The following is a 14,093-nucleotide window of genomic DNA, read 5'->3' on the forward strand; positions in this document are numbered from 1 at the left end:
CCCAGTGGTCGGGTACGGCATCAGGTGCGGCGCAGCAGGGCCAGGAACATCGCGTCCGTGCCGTGGCGGTGGGGCCAGAACTGCGCGTAGGGGCCGTCCCCCAGACCGGTGAGGCCTGAGGCGATCCCCGTCAGGACCGCGGGCGCGTCGAGCCGCTCGACGTCGTCACGGCGGCGCAGGACGTCGTCCACCACCACGCGGGTCTCCGCCAGGTGGGGCGAGCAGGTGACGTAGGCGACCACACCGCCGGGCCGCACGGACTCCAGCGCCGTGGCGAGCAGCTTCCGCTGGAGCGGCCCGAGTTCGGCGACCGACTCGGGGCCCCGGCGCCAGCGTGCCTCTGGACGGCGGCGGAGCGCGCCCAGGCCGGTGCAGGGGGCGTCCACCATCACGCGGTCGAAGGAGCCCGGGTGCCAGGCGGGTGCGGTGCCGTCCGCGGCGATGACTCCCGCCCTGTCGTCGACCGCGCTCCGGACGAGCCCCGCGCGGTGCGGCTGGACGTCCGCTGCGAGGAGCCGGGCATCGCGCTGGGTGGCGAGAGCCGACAGGAGCCCTGCCTTGCCTCCAGGCCCCGCGCAGAGGTCGGCCCAGCGCGCGTCCCTGCCGTCCAGAGGAGCCTCGGTCAGCGCCAAGGCGACCATCTGGCTGGCCTCGTCCTGGACGGCGGCGCGCCCGTCGCGGACGGCCGCGATGCCCGCCGGGTCGCCCTCGGCCAGGACGGCGGCATAGGGCGAGTAAGGGGCGGGCTCGGCGCCCGCGTCGTACAGATCTTCGAGCGTCGCCCGGCCGGGGCGCGCGACCAGTGTCACGCGGGGGCGGGCGTTGTCGGCCGCGAGGAGGTCCTCGATCTCGTCCCGCCCGACGGCGTCCCGCATGGCGGACACGATCCACTTCGGATGGCTGTGGGCGATCGACAGGCGCGTCGTCGCGTCGGCGTCGGCGGGCGCCACGATCTCCAGCCAGGCGTCCATGTCGCGTGTGGCGACCTTGCGGAGCACGGCGTTGGCGAACTTGGCCTGGCCCGGGCCCGCGACCGAGCGGGCCAGCTCCACCGTCGTCCCCACCGCGGCATGCGGCGGGATGCGGGTGGCGAGGATCTGGTGGGCCCCGATGCGCAGGACGTCCAGGAGCGGGGCGTCGATACGGCGCAGTTCGCGGTCGCTGCACAGCGCGAGCACCGCGTCATAGGTGCCCTTGCCGCGCAGGGTCCCGTACGTCAGCTCGGTGGCGAGGGCGGCGTCGCGTCCGGACAGGTCGCGGTCGCGCAGGCGCGCGGGCAGGAGGAGGTTCGCGTAGGCGTCGCGGGTCTCGACCGCCCGGATCACGTCGAACGCGGTACGGCGGACGAGGTCCTGAGGACGGCCCGTCTTGCGGGGACCTCCCGGTCGGCGGTTCGGGACGCGTCGGCGGTTGCGTGCGGGCGGCATCAGTGCAGCGCGTCCTTGTCGGAGAGGTCGAGGCCGCGGACCCAGTCGGCGGCCGCCATGCGGCGCTTGCCCTGCGGCTGCACCTCGCCCAGGGCGACGGGGTGCGTGGCCGTGCCGACCAGCACCTCCTTCTTCCCCGCGCCGATCTCGCCGGGGGCCAGCTTCGCGGCGTCGGGGGCCGGGCGGACGGGGCCGAGCTTGACCCGCGTGTCGCGGAAGTTGGTCCACGCGCCCGGCGCGGGGGTGCAGGCGCGGATCAGGCGGTCGATGTGCAGGGCCGGGCTCCCCCAGTCGACACGGCCGTCCTCGGGCGTCAGCTTCGCCGCGTGGGACACGCCCTCGGTCGGCTGCGGCCGGGGCTCCAGGACGCCCGCCTCGATGCCGTTCATGGTGTCCAGCAGGAGGTCGGCGCCGGCGACGGCAAGCCGTCCCAGCAGGTCGCCGCTGGTGTCGGTCGGACGGATCGGCTCGGTGAGCACGCCGTAGACCGGGCCCGTGTCGAGGCCCTCCTCGATCTGGAACGTCGCCGCGCCGGTCACGTCGTCGCCGTGCAGGATCGCGCGCTGCACGGGCGCGGCCCCGCGCCAGGCGGGCAGCAGCGAGAAGTGCAGGTTCACCCAGCCGTGCCGGGGGATCTCCAGGGCCTCGCGGGGCAGCAGCGCGCCGTAGGCGACCACCGGGCAGCAGTCCGGCGCGATCTCCCGGAGCCGGTCGAGGAACTCGGGGTCGCGGGCCTTCGCGGGCTTCAGCACCTCGACGCCGGCCTCGGCGGCGAGCGCGGCGACCGGGCTGGGGCTCAGATGCCTCCCACGCCCCGCACGGCCGTCCGGCCGGGTCACGACCGCCGCGACCTCGTGCGAGGACCCCAGAAGCGCCCTCAGGGCCGGGAGCGCGGTCTCGGGCGTCCCGGCGAAGACCAGCCGCATCTAGATCGCCTTCCCGAAGGTGCGGTGCGGCGACTCCTTCACGACGGGGGCCGGCTCGCCGAACCACTCGGCCTCGCGGATCGCCTTCATCGCGGCCTTGCGCTGCTCGGCGTCCATCCGGTCGATGAAGATGATCCCGTCGAGGTGGTCGGTCTCGTGCTGGACGCAGCGGGCCAGCAGGTGGGTGCCCTCCAGCGTGATCGGCTCGCCGTGCATGTTGAAGCCCTTCGCCACCACGCCGACGGAGCGGGGCGTGGGGAACGCCAGGCCGGGCAGGGACAGGCAGCCCTCGTCGTCGGTCTCCTGCTCGTCCGACAGGTCGAGCGTCGGGTTGACCACGTGCCCCAGGCGGTCGTCGACGTAGTAGGTGAACACCCGCAGCCCCACGCCGAGCTGGGGGGCGGCCAGACCCGCGCCGGGGGCGTCGATCATCGTGTCGGTGAGGTCCTTGACGAGCTGGCGCAGCTCCTTGTCGAAGTCCTTCACCGGCTCCGCGGGCGTGCGCAGCACGGGGTCGCCGAAGAGGCGGATGGGCTTGACGGCCAACGGGGACTCCGTTTCCTGCAAGTGTCGCTGGGGACTGAAAGGCGCCTCCAGTCTACGGAGGCGCGCACCCTGACATTCACGCCATGTTCACGCGCGGCGTTCGAACACGGGGTTCACACGCCGCGGTGCTCCCCTTGGCGAGCCGAGCGCGCCTTGTAGGCGGCGGTACGGGCGGCCTTGGCCGTCGCCTTGTCGGGATGGTGCGCGCCCAAAGCCTCCAGGACGTCGGCCGCACCGGGATGATGGGTGCGCCAGAGCTCGTCCACCATGGCCTTCATCTCCGCCCCGGGCGGCGCGTCGATGAGCGCCGCCTCGACGGCCTCCGCCGGCTCGGCGGTCTCCAGCATCCCGGCGACCGTGTCGACGAACACCCAGAGGTACTCCTCGCGGGCCAGTTCCCGCCCCGCCGGGTCGCCGGCGGCGTTCAGCCACATCGCGGCATAGGGCGACACCAGCGGGTGCTCCTGCGCGGCGCGGACCACGCCGGCGGCCTCGGGGCCGACGCGGTGCAGGACGGCGGCGGCGAGGTTGCGGGCGCCGGGGCCGCCGGTCCGCATGACGTCCAGCAGGTCGGCGGCGGCGTCCTTGGGGTCGTGGGACGCCAGCCAGCCGTCGATCTCCTCGTCGGCGGCCTCCGGCCGGTACCAGGTGAGCCCCGCGATGAGCTCGGACGCGCGGGCGCCGGCCAGTTCGCCGATGACGGGGGCGGTGAACCCGTCCGCGAGCAGCAGCTCCCGGACCGCCCACACCCCGAGCGGGGTCAGCGACCGCCCCGCACCGGACGCCTCGATGACGCCCCAGTCCTCGAGGGTGGCGAGCTCCAGTGCGAGGGCGTCCCCCACCAGCTCGGACATGGCGTCGGCGTCGGTGAGGTCGTACGCCTCCTCGATGTGGCCGAGCAGCGCCTCGGCCAGGGCTTCGGGCCCTGTCGGCTCCTCCTGCTCGTACAGGTGGATGAGGACGCCGGTCAGCTCGTTCTGGACGAGCTCGACGGCGTCCAGGCCGTCGTCGTAGTCGTGGCCTGGCACGACCAGGGCGTCGAACAGCGGGAGCCAGGCGGTGAGCAGCGCCATGTCGTCATCGGACTCCAGGCCCGGCAGCGCGGGGCCCGGGGCGGCCGCGCCCTTCTCGGCGCTGATCGCCTTCGCCTCGACGGCGGCCCACCACAGCCGCTCCAGCGCGCCGTCGTCCTCCATCCGCCCGTGGCGCCGCGGAGAGCCGAGGCCGAGGGCGAGGCGGGCGGCCTCGGCGTCGGGGCCGGCGAGCACGCCGTGCTCGGTCAGCGGGCGCTCGCCCGTCCAGCGGGCCAGGGCCAGGACGGCGGAGGTGAGGCCGGAGCGCCGCGCAGCGTCCGCGACCTCGGCCTGCGGCGCCAGCCGGACGGGCGGGACCACCAGCTCCCCGGCCTGCCGCAGGTACTCCTCGGTGCGGGCGAAGCGCTCCTCCTCCGGCTGCGCCTCGAAGTCGCGGACCCACGCGTCGACGGCGGCCTGGTCGTCAAGGTCGACCCCGTCGGCCTGCATCAGCCCGGCGACGACCTCGGCGGCCGCCTGCCGCTCCTCGCTGTCGACGGCGGCGACGACCTCGGCGAACTCGGCCCCGGTCCGTTCGATCTCGGCCTCCAGGCCGCCTGCGGCGGCCTCGGCGACGGCGCCGGTGTCGCGAAGGTAGGCGACGATCCCGCGGAGGGCGTCCAGGACGGTGGGGACGTCGTCGCGCCCGGCGACCACGGACTCGGGGAAGACCTCCAGGAGCAGCTCGCGCACGTGCCGCGGTTCCAGCGCCTCGGGGCCCGCGAGGCCCATCTCCTCCCGCGCCAGGTCGAGCAGGATGCGGACGCCCTGCTCGTCCAGCGCTTCACCGCGTTCGTCCGACCACCGCCGCAGGTCGCCCACGGTGGTCTCCACCCAGTTGTCGGCCACGCCAGAACCCTACGGGGCAGTCCGGTCGCACGGGGCCGGATCGGTTCCAGGGGGCGGTTCGTCCCCCGTCAGATCAGCTCAAGGGGTTCGATCTGGACCCGTACGGTCTCCGTAACCTTGCGCGCGCTGCGCACTCCCTGGGCCTCCTTCAGCGCGCGCGCCAGCGCAGGCCCTGCGGCGCGCGGAACGCGTATCAGAGCGCGCTCCTTCTCTTGAGCCTCCGTGCCGGACTGGGGGACGGGGATGGGGACGGGCCCGAGAACCTCCGCGCCATCGGGCAACCGGGTGTCGGCCAGAAGCTCCCGTATGGCGGCCGGGGACGCGGTCAGCGACGCCATGCGCGCGGCGGGCGGGAAGCCCACCTCCCTGCGTTCGGCCAGCTCCCGCTCCGCGTACGTGACGGGGTCCCAGCGCACGAGGGCCTGGACCGCCGGCAGCGCTCCTTCGGCGGCCACGATCACCGGGCCCTGCGGGCGGACGAGCGACGCCGCGTTCATCCAGCGCCTCAGCGTCTCCTCTCCGGCGCGTAGATCCGGCCGCCCTAGGAGGACCCAGCCGTCCAGCAGCAGAGCGGCCGGATACCCCCCTTCCGCAGGCGGCTCGGCCCCGGGCGTCGACACCACGAGCGCCCGTTCCGGCCCCACCCTGTCGAGGACGGCATCGCGCCCCGAGGTGCGTACGGGCACGCCGGGGAACGCCCGGCCGAGCTCCTCCGCCGTGCGTTTCGCACCCACCACGAGGGCGCGCACCTGGAAGAAGCCGCATTCGGGGCAGTGCCAGTCGCCGGCGATGGCGCCGCACCAGCGGCAGTACGGAGCCGCGTGCGACGAGGCCAGCGCCAGCGGCCCCTGGCAGGTCCGGCAGTGGGCCGGCGTGCGGCACCTTCCGCACGCGATGCCGGGGACGTAACCGCGCCTCGGCACCTGGACGAGGACGGGCCCGGTCTCCAGCGCCTGCCGGGCGGCCTCGAAGGCGATGTTCGGCAGGCGCGCGGTGCGGGCGGCGGCGTCCCGCGCGAGCTGGGCGTCCTCCCCCACGTAGCGGACACGCGGCATCCTCGCCCGGACGCGGTTCCTGTCGGCGGCAAGCGCATGGGCCCAGCCGGTCTCCACGAGCTGCGTCGCGTCGGTGGTGCGGGTGAACCCGCCGATCAGCGCCCCGGCCCCCGACCGGTGCGCGCGCAGGGCGAGCACGTCGCGGGGGTGCGGATACGGCGCGTGCGGCTCGGCGTGGACGTCGTCGCCGTCGTCCCAGAGCACGACCAGCCCCAGGTCGGCGACCGGCGCGAACATGGCCGCGCGGGTGCCGACGACCGCCCGTGCCATGCCGCGCCGGACGGCGAGCCATCTCCGGTAGCGCTCCGCCGGGCCGAGCTCCGCCGTCAGGGCGACGTGCAGCCCCTCCCCCAGCTCCGCCTCCAAGGCGGCGTCGACACGCGCCACGTCGCGGCCGTCGGCGACGACGACGAGAGCTCCCCGCCCACCGCTCAAGGTGGCGGCCACCGCGCGCGCTATGGCCGCCGTCCAGTCGGGCCCAGGGAGCGCGGTCCACACGGCGCGCGGTGCTCTGCCGCCTGCCAGCGCGCTCAGAAACGACTCCCCCGCCGGGTACTCCCGCCACACGCCGGCGTCCGGCGCCTCCGGGGAGGCGGGGGCGGCCTCCTCCACGGGCTCGGCCTCCACACGGGCGTGCCGGGGCGGGACGGCGAGGCGCAGGACGTCGGCGAACGTCCCCGCGTACCGGTCGGCCACCTCCCGCGCCAGCGTGGCGATCTCCGGCGCCAGGACGGGCTCGGGGGAGGTCACCCGCTCCAGGAACAGCAGCTTGCCGCCGTGGGCGCTCTCCGCGACCCGCTCCAGGAGGAAGCCGTCGACGAGCTGGCCCGCGAAGCGCACCCGCACCCGGCACCCGGGGACCGCCTTGGCGTCCAGCTCCGCGGGCACCAGGTAGTCGAACGGACGGTCCAGGTGCGGGAGCGACATGTCGACCGCGATCCGCGCGACGGGCAGTTCCGCGGCCGGCCGGCGGGCCCCCTTCTTCCCCGACGACCTGCCCGACGACTTGCCCGACGACCTGCCGGACGCGCCGGGCTTTCCGGAGTCGTCCGGCTTGCCGGCGGCCGCGCCGGGGAGGGCGTCCAGCCCCGGGATCAGGTCCGTTCCCCCGCCGTCCTTCGTCACGTCCCCGTCCTACCAGATCGAGCCGACAGCCGATCCCGCGCGCTAGGGTTGACCCGTTTGAACGGGTGCGCGTCCTCCGGCCCATTGCCCGACGCCCGTCCGCACCCTCGCCGTCCGACGAGCCCCTGCAGGCGAAGTGACCACAGCTCATACCCATGAGCGGACGGACTCCCCCGCCGGCGGCGGGGCGTCACGCCGTTCCCCAAGCCCCTCAGCCGCCTCCAGGCGGAAGAAGTGGAAGAAGTGGGCGCGCCACCCCGTGGTGGCCGCCACGCTGGCCGCGGCCGTCCTGCATCTGGTGTGGGGGCTGCTCCTCGCGACCGAGGGCGGCGACCTGGCGGCACAGGCCGCGTGGACGGACTTCGTCTGGAAGCACCCCGGCGCGGCGTACAGCTTCGCCTGGTACGGCGGGATGCACCCCGCCTCCTACAGCGTCATGTCGCCGTACCTGATGGCGGTGTTCGGCATCCGCACGGTCGCGGTGGTGACGGGCACGATCTGCGCCGCGCTCACCGGGTACCTGCTCAAGCAGTTCAGGGCCCCGGTCGCGCTGCCCGCGTCGCTCTGGGCCGCCTTCGCGCTGGCCTGCAACGCCGCCTCCGGACGCGTCACGTTCGGCCTCGGGCTGATGTTCGCGCTCATGGCGACCATCGTGGCGTTCACCCCGCGCGGCACGCCCGCCCTGCGCGCGGCGGCGATGGCCGTCCTGAGCGTGCTGGCCTCCCTCGCGAGCCCCGTCGCGGGCCTGTTCCTGCTGGTGCTGGCCGCCGCGCTGTTCCTGACCGGGCGCCGCCGCGCCGGGGTCTGCGTCGCCGTGGGCCTGCCCGTCGTGGTCGGGACGACCAGCCTGCTCTTCCCGTTCAGCGGCGTCCAGCCGATCTCCCTCGACGCGATCGTGCTGCCCGCCGTCACCAGCGTGATCGCGATCCTGCTCTGCGCGCCGAAGACCTGGACGTTCGTCCGGATCGGCGCCGGCGTCTACCTCGCCGGGATCATCCTGACCTGGCTGATCCCCTCCCCCATCGGCAGCAACGTCGAACGCCTCTCGCTGCTGTTCGGCGGCATGTTCCTGCTGTCGGCCGTGGCGCGCGCACACGGGCGGCTCCGGATCGCCGTGCTGTCGCTGGCGTTCATCGTCACGGCGTCCTGGCAGGTCGTGAAGCCCGTCGACGACCTCATCCACACCGAGCCCGCGGACGCCGCCGCCGACCACGCCCGCGGCCTCATCGGCGAGCTGAACGCCGTCGGCGCGGGCGACGCGCGCATCGAGGCCGTCCCGCTGCGCTCCCACTGGGAGTCCTCCGGCCTCAGCCGCCACTTCGCGCTCGCCCGCGGCTGGAACCGCCAGGTCGACGCCGAGCGCCACGCACTGTTCTACGAGGAGGGCGCGCTGACGCCCGCCTCGTACCGCGACTGGCTGCACAAGTGGGCCGTCCAGTACGTCGTCCTGCCCGAGCAGGAGGTCGACTGGTCGTCGCAGGAGGAGGCCGCCCTCGTCGAGAAGGGCCAGCCGTACCTGACGGAGATCTGGCGGGACGAGCACTGGCGGCTGTACCGCGTGGCGAGCCCCACGCCGCTGGTCGACCGGCCCGCCTTCGTCAGCACGCTCAACTCCGGGAAGCTCGTCGTCGACGTGCCGTCGAGCGGATCCTTCCTGGTGCGGGTCTCCTGGTCCCCCTGGCTGAGCGTGACGGGCGGGGACGCCTGCCTGGCGCGCGAGGGCGAGTTCGTCCGGCTGCAGGCGCGCGCCCAGGGCCGCTACACCATCGCCGCCCGCTACGGCCTGCACCGCGGCAACCACTGCGCCCCCTGACCCGGCCGAGCCCAGCCCGAGCACAGCGCCGCACTGCCCCGAACGAGCGCCCTGGCCGAAACAACCGGGTGCCATCGTCACAGGAGCCACCGTCACAGGAGCCACCATCCCGGGGGCCAAAACAGCGGCGTCGCTGACACAGCGGCGTGGGACGAGAAAGGGCCCCGGGGCGTCCCGGGGCCCTTCTTCGTTGAGACCGGTTACAGGCCGGCGGCGGAGGCCAGGTCCTTGGCGCGGTCGGTCGACTCCCAGGAGAAGTCGGGCTCCTCGCGGCCGAAGTGGCCGTAGGCCGCCGTCTGCGAGTAGATCGGGCGCAGCAGGTCGAGGTCGCGGACGATCGCGGCCGGGCGCAGGTCGAAGACCTCGCCGATGGCCTTCTCGATCTTCTCGGGGGCGACCTTCTCGGTGCCGAACGTCTCCACGAACACCCCGACCGGGTGGGCCTTGCCGATCGCGTAGGCGACCTGCACCTCGGCGCGGTCGGCGAGCTGCGCGGCGACGATGTTCTTGGCGACCCAGCGCATCGCGTACGCGGCGGAGCGGTCCACCTTGGACGGGTCCTTGCCGGAGAACGCGCCGCCGCCGTGCCGGGCCATGCCGCCGTAGGTGTCCACGATGATCTTGCGGCCGGTGAGGCCGGCGTCGCCCATCGGGCCGCCGATCTCGAAGCGGCCGGTCGGGTTCACCAGCAGCCGGTAGTTGTCGGTGTCGAGGTCGAACTCGGCGAGCACCGGGTCGACCACGTGCTCCTTCACGTCCGGGGCGAGCAGCTCCTTCAGGTCGATGTCGGGAGCGTGCTGGCTGGACACGACGACGGTGTCGAGGCGGACGCCGCGGTCGCCGTCGTACTCGATGGTGACCTGGGTCTTGCCGTCGGGGCGCAGGTACGGCACGTCGCCGCTCTTGCGGACCGCCGACAGCCGCCGGGCGAGCCGGTGCGCCAGCGTGATCGGCAGCGGCATCAGCTCGGGCGTCTCGCTGGTGGCGTAGCCGAACATCAGGCCCTGGTCGCCCGCGCCCTGCCGGTCGAGGTCGTCGACGCCCTCGCCCTCGCGGGTCTCGTAGGCGTCGTCGACGCCCTGCGCGATGTCGGGCGACTGCGCGCCGATCGACACCGAGACGCCGCAGGAGTGGCCGTCGAAGCCCTTCTTGGACGAGTCGTAGCCGATCTCCAGGATCTTCTCCCGGATCACGCCCGGGATGTCCACGTAGGTCTCGGTGGTGACCTCACCGGCCACATGGACCTGACCGGTCGTGATCATCGTCTCGACGGCGACCCGGCTCTTCGGGTCGTCCTTGAGCATCGAGTCGAGGATCGCGTCGCTGATCTGGTCCGCGATCTTGTCCGGGTGACCCTCGGTCACCGACTCGGAGGTGAACAGGCGGCGAGACACGTACGTGAACTCCTTGCAGCGGCTGCTGACTGACGTCGCAGAACGGATTCTTTGTCGACTTCGGCGAGGGACGCCGCCCCCCGCCATGGTTCCCCATGGATGTTAGGGCCAATGGACGCTAGGGCCAGAAGTCTAGCCGGATCATCGCCCTTCGCCCTGACGAACGCCTGACGGCGGGCCCTCCAGCCGCGCCGAGACGAGATCCCAGACGACCTCGGCGAGCGCCTCCTTGGCGCCCCGCGGCACCTCGGTCGCCGACCCGTCCGCCCCGAGGACGGTCGCGGCGTTGTCGGGGCGGCCGAAGGTGAGGTTCTCGCCGACCTGGTTGACGACGAGGAGGTCGCAGCCCTTGCGGGCGAGCTTGGCCCGGCCGTTGGCGAGGACGTCGTCGGTCTCGGCGGCGAAGCCCACGATCACCTGGCCGGGACGGCGGCTCGCTCCCAGCTCGGCCAGGATGTCGGGGTTCTTGACGAGCCGGATCGGCTCCGGCTCCGCCCCCTCGGCCTTCTTGATCTTGGAGCCGCGGTAGTCGGCCGGCCGGAAGTCCGCGACCGCGGCCGCCATGACGACCGCGTCGGCCGACCCGGCCGCCTCCACCACCGCCTTGCGCATCTCCTCGGCCGACCCGACCGGGACGGTCTCGGCGCCCGCCGGGTCGGGCAGGGCGACGTTCGCGGAGACGAGCGTCACCCTGGCGCCGCGGGCCACCGCGGTCCGGGCGAGGGCGTAGCCCTGCAGGCCGGACGAGCGGTTGCCGATGAAGCGGACGGGGTCGATGGCCTCGCGGGTGCCGCCGGCGGAGACCACCACGTGCCGTCCGGCGAGGTCGCGCCCGCCGGCGCCGCGGGCGAGCACGTGCCGGGCGATCTCGAACAGCTCGGCGGGGTCGGGCAGCCGCCCGGGCCCGGTGTCCTTGCCCGTCAGGCGCCCGGAGGCGGGCTCCACCACGACGGCGCCGCGTGCCCGCAGCGTCGCGACGTTGGCCTGCGTGGCGGGGTGCTGCCACATCTCGGTGTGCATCGCGGGCGCGAACACGACGGGGCAGCGGGCGGTCAGCAGGGTGTTGGTGAGCAGGTCGTCGGCGAGTCCGTGCGCCGCCTTGGCGAGCAGGTCGGCGGTGGCCGGCGCGACGAACACGAGGTCGGCCTGCTGCCCCAGCCGGACGTGCGGGACCTCGGCGACGCCGTCCCACACCCGCGGGGACACCGGCTTGCCGGACAGCGCGGCCCAGGTGGGCTCTCCGACGAAGCGGAGCGCGTCGGCGGTCGGCACGACGGTGACGTCGTGGCCCGACTCGGTGAGCCGCCGGAGCAGCTCGCACGCCTTGTACGCGGCGATTCCGGCGCTCACTCCGAGCACGACGCGCGGCTTGGGGGAGGTCATACGGCCCACGATCCCATCACACGCCCCCCGCCCTCATGCCGGGGTCCTGCCGGAGGCTGCCTTGGCTCGCCCGGGGGTCTGGGGGTCGCCCCCAGGCGGCGCAGCGGACGCGGCCTGGGCGAAGGCGGCCGGAGGCCGACGAGCAGCATCGGTCGCCCCGGCCCGGGGGTCTGGGGGTCGCCCCCCAGGCGGCGCAGCGGACGCGGCCTGGGCGAAGGCGGCCGGAGGCCGAGGAGCAGCATCGGTCGCCCCGGCCCGGGGGTCTGGGGGTCGCCCCCCAGGCGGCGCAGCGGACGCGGCCTGGGCGAAGGCGGCCGGAGGCCGACGAGCAGCATCGGTCGCCCCCGGTAGCCCCTAGCCCTCGATGGGCTCGGCGTTCAGGAGGCCTTCGCGCGTCTCGCGGAGGGCGATCGACAGCGGCTTCTCCTGGACCTGCGTCTCGACGAGCGGGCCGACGTACTCCAGCAGGCCCTCGCCCAGCTGGGCGTAGTAGGCGTTGATCTGCCGGGCGCGCTTGGCCGCGATGCTCACGAGGCCGTACTTGGTGTCGACGACCTCGAGGAGCTCGTCGATCGAAGGGTTGGTGATGCCCTCGTTGCTGGCTGCCACTCGGTGGCCTTCCGCTAGGTAGAACGGCTACTGGTCAGCCATCAAGGCTAGCAGCTCGTCGCACACGTCCTGCACGGCCGTGTTGACGAGCGTGACGTCGAACTCCTTCTCGGCGGCGAGTTCGACGCGGGCCGCGTCGAGGCGGCGCTCGATGACCTCGGGGGGCTCGGTGCCGCGTCCGGTGAGGCGGCGGACGAGCTCCTCCCAGCTGGGGGGAGCGAGGAACACCAGCTGCGCCTCGGGCATGGACCGCCGGACCTGCCGGGCGCCCTGGAGGTCGATCTCCAGGAGGACCGGCTCGCCGCGGGCGAGGCGCTCCTCGACGGGCCGGCGCGGGGTGCCGTAGCGGTTGCCCGCGAACTCGGCCCATTCGAGGAGCTCCCCTTCGGCGACGAGCCGGTCGAAACCGGCGTCGTCGACGAAGAAGTACTGCACACCGTCGGTCTCACCCGGGCGGGGGGCCCGGGTGGTCACCGAGACCGACAGCCACACCCGGGGGTGTGAGCGCCGGATCTCGGCGACGACCGTGCTCTTGCCGACGCCCGACGGCCCGGACAGGACCGTCAGCCGCCGCGCGAGCGGGCCATTCGGCCTGGAGCCCTCCGGCGCAGCGATGGGTGCGCCGGAGCCGGACGGGATGGTGCCGTTCCCGGGTCGCCCCGAGCCGGCCGCGGCGGTCTGGCCGCCGCGCCCGCCCGTGAGTCGCACGTCAGCGGTTCGCACTTCCGCCGAACTCACGCTCCAGGGAAGCGCGCTGGTTGGCGCCGAGGCCCCGCACACGGCGGGACTCGGCGATGCCCAGGCGCTCCATGATCTGCTTCGCACGGACCTTGCCCACACCGGGCAGCGATTCCAGGAGGGCCGACACCTTCATCTTTCCGATGACGTCGTCGGACTGACCCTCTTTGAGAACCTCGGCGAGCGAGGTTCCCCCGTGCTTCAGCTTGTTCTTAACCTCGGCCCGCTCCTTGCGAGCCTTGGCAGCCTTCTCCAAGGCTGCGGCGCGCTGTTCGGGGGTTAGGGGCGGAAGAGCCACGCCGGGTCACCTCAGGTTTCCACTCGACGGAGTCGGACGGGTTGGGAAACTAGCGAGTTCACCACCCATAAGGCAACGTGAAGTGCCGTTTAGCCCACCACAAATTCACGAAAATCACTCCTCGGAGTGTCCTGAATACAGAGTGTACCCAACTCCGGCCCCTCAGAGCCCCAACCCCTTGGCTTGCTGGGACTTTCGCATGATCGTGAAAATCCGCCCATTCTGCCCGCACATGTGGCACTCGGTACCCGTTCGCCGCTGCGCTTCGCTCCCCTGAGCGGCCCCTGCGCCACGGTCCCGCCACCGCCCCGGGACGCCGTCCCGGCCGTCCCCGCGGGGGCTCCCACAAGTGATCCCGACCGAGTGACACTCGTCACGCCGCGCCGTTCCGCACGTCGCCCCGGCACCGTTACTGTCATCCTCGACAACACACCGCCAAGATCGTTCGTTCGGCCCGGAGGACACCCCCACCGCACCAGCTCCCCCAGCCCGCCGCCAGGGCACCGCCACGGACGCGGAAGCGCCGGCCGCCCCTCCGGAGACTCCCCCCGGTCCGGAATCGCGCCTCCGCGTGACCGAGTTCACCGTTCGGCACGTATCGCAAAGCGACGACTCGGCCCCCGCATTCGCATGCGACTAAAACCACAAAGCGCGATGGCGCACGCCACAAAACTCGCCCGCAAAGCGTTCTGTGCACCCGCGCACCAATGGCGCCGGGGATGTCCGCGGGCGGGGACGCCGCGCGCGCCGGCGCCCGCGCGGCCATCGCCCGAGCCGCCTGCCCCTGCCGAGCCCTGCCCCGGCCGCCGGCCCGTGCCCGCCCGCCCCGTGCCCGCCCGCCCCGTGCCCGCCCGCCC

11 protein-coding genes are annotated in these 14,093 nt (G+C 73.8%); 1 reads left to right on the plus strand and 10 read right to left on the minus strand.

Annotated features, from left to right (window positions below; all coding sequences use genetic code 11):
- Positions 1-20 precede the first annotated feature (20 nt).
- From K4S16_RS03810 to K4S16_RS03830, 5 genes are all read right to left on the minus strand, one after another.
- Positions 21-1,427, minus strand: a complete 1,407-nt coding sequence (locus K4S16_RS03810) for an RsmB/NOP family class I SAM-dependent RNA methyltransferase (RefSeq protein ID WP_200841672.1) — start codon at positions 1,425-1,427, stop codon at positions 21-23.
- Entirely contained in the window at positions 1,427-2,353 is a 927-nt protein-coding gene (fmt, locus tag K4S16_RS03815; RefSeq protein ID WP_149257360.1) for a methionyl-tRNA formyltransferase, read from the minus strand. The genes K4S16_RS03810 and fmt overlap by 1 nt, the downstream gene beginning before the upstream one ends.
- Positions 2,354-2,899: a peptide deformylase gene (def, locus tag K4S16_RS03820; RefSeq protein ID WP_149257361.1), complete on the minus strand. Its 546-nt coding sequence runs from the start codon at positions 2,897-2,899 to the stop codon at positions 2,354-2,356.
- 113 nt (positions 2,900-3,012) lie between these two features.
- Complete coding sequence (locus tag K4S16_RS03825) at positions 3,013-4,821, minus strand: hypothetical protein (protein WP_149257362.1); 1,809 nt, start codon at positions 4,819-4,821, stop codon at positions 3,013-3,015.
- 68 nt (positions 4,822-4,889) lie between these two features.
- Entirely contained in the window at positions 4,890-7,001 is a 2,112-nt protein-coding gene (locus K4S16_RS03830) for a primosomal protein N' (protein WP_149257363.1), read from the minus strand.
- 262 nt (positions 7,002-7,263) lie between these two features.
- On the opposite strand from K4S16_RS03830, the gene K4S16_RS03835 reads away from it, so the two are divergent.
- The gene (locus K4S16_RS03835; protein WP_235036551.1) at positions 7,264-8,814 is read left to right on the plus strand and encodes an MFS transporter; all 1,551 of its coding nucleotides are present in this window, start codon (positions 7,264-7,266) and stop codon (positions 8,812-8,814) included.
- Positions 8,815-9,014: 200 nt separating this feature from the next.
- On the opposite strand, the gene metK is transcribed toward K4S16_RS03835, so the two are convergent.
- The 5 genes from metK to mihF all read right to left on the minus strand — a co-directional run bounded on the left by metK (position 9,015) and on the right by mihF (position 13,236).
- Complete coding sequence (gene metK, locus K4S16_RS03840) at positions 9,015-10,208, minus strand: methionine adenosyltransferase (RefSeq protein WP_149257365.1); 1,194 nt, start codon at positions 10,206-10,208, stop codon at positions 9,015-9,017.
- A 141-nt stretch (positions 10,209-10,349) separates the two neighbouring features.
- A complete protein-coding gene (gene coaBC, locus K4S16_RS03845; protein ID WP_149257366.1) occupies positions 10,350-11,591 on the minus strand; it encodes a bifunctional phosphopantothenoylcysteine decarboxylase/phosphopantothenate--cysteine ligase CoaBC in 1,242 nt (413 codons plus the stop codon).
- Positions 11,592-11,945: 354 nt separating this feature from the next.
- Positions 11,946-12,200 (minus strand): DNA-directed RNA polymerase subunit omega, encoded by a 255-nt coding sequence (rpoZ, locus tag K4S16_RS03850; protein ID WP_021597645.1) that lies wholly within the window; start codon positions 12,198-12,200, stop codon positions 11,946-11,948.
- A 27-nt stretch (positions 12,201-12,227) separates the two neighbouring features.
- Entirely contained in the window at positions 12,228-12,815 is a 588-nt protein-coding gene (gmk, locus tag K4S16_RS03855) for a guanylate kinase (RefSeq protein ID WP_149258015.1), read from the minus strand.
- A gap of 94 nt (positions 12,816-12,909) precedes the next feature.
- Positions 12,910-13,236 (minus strand): integration host factor, actinobacterial type, encoded by a 327-nt coding sequence (gene mihF, locus K4S16_RS03860; RefSeq protein ID WP_021597647.1) that lies wholly within the window; start codon positions 13,234-13,236, stop codon positions 12,910-12,912.
- Between the last annotated feature and the right edge of the window lie 857 nt (positions 13,237-14,093).

Source organism: Actinomadura sp. K4S16, from assembly GCF_008327685.1.
Taxonomy (GTDB): domain Bacteria; phylum Actinomycetota; class Actinomycetes; order Streptosporangiales; family Streptosporangiaceae; genus Spirillospora.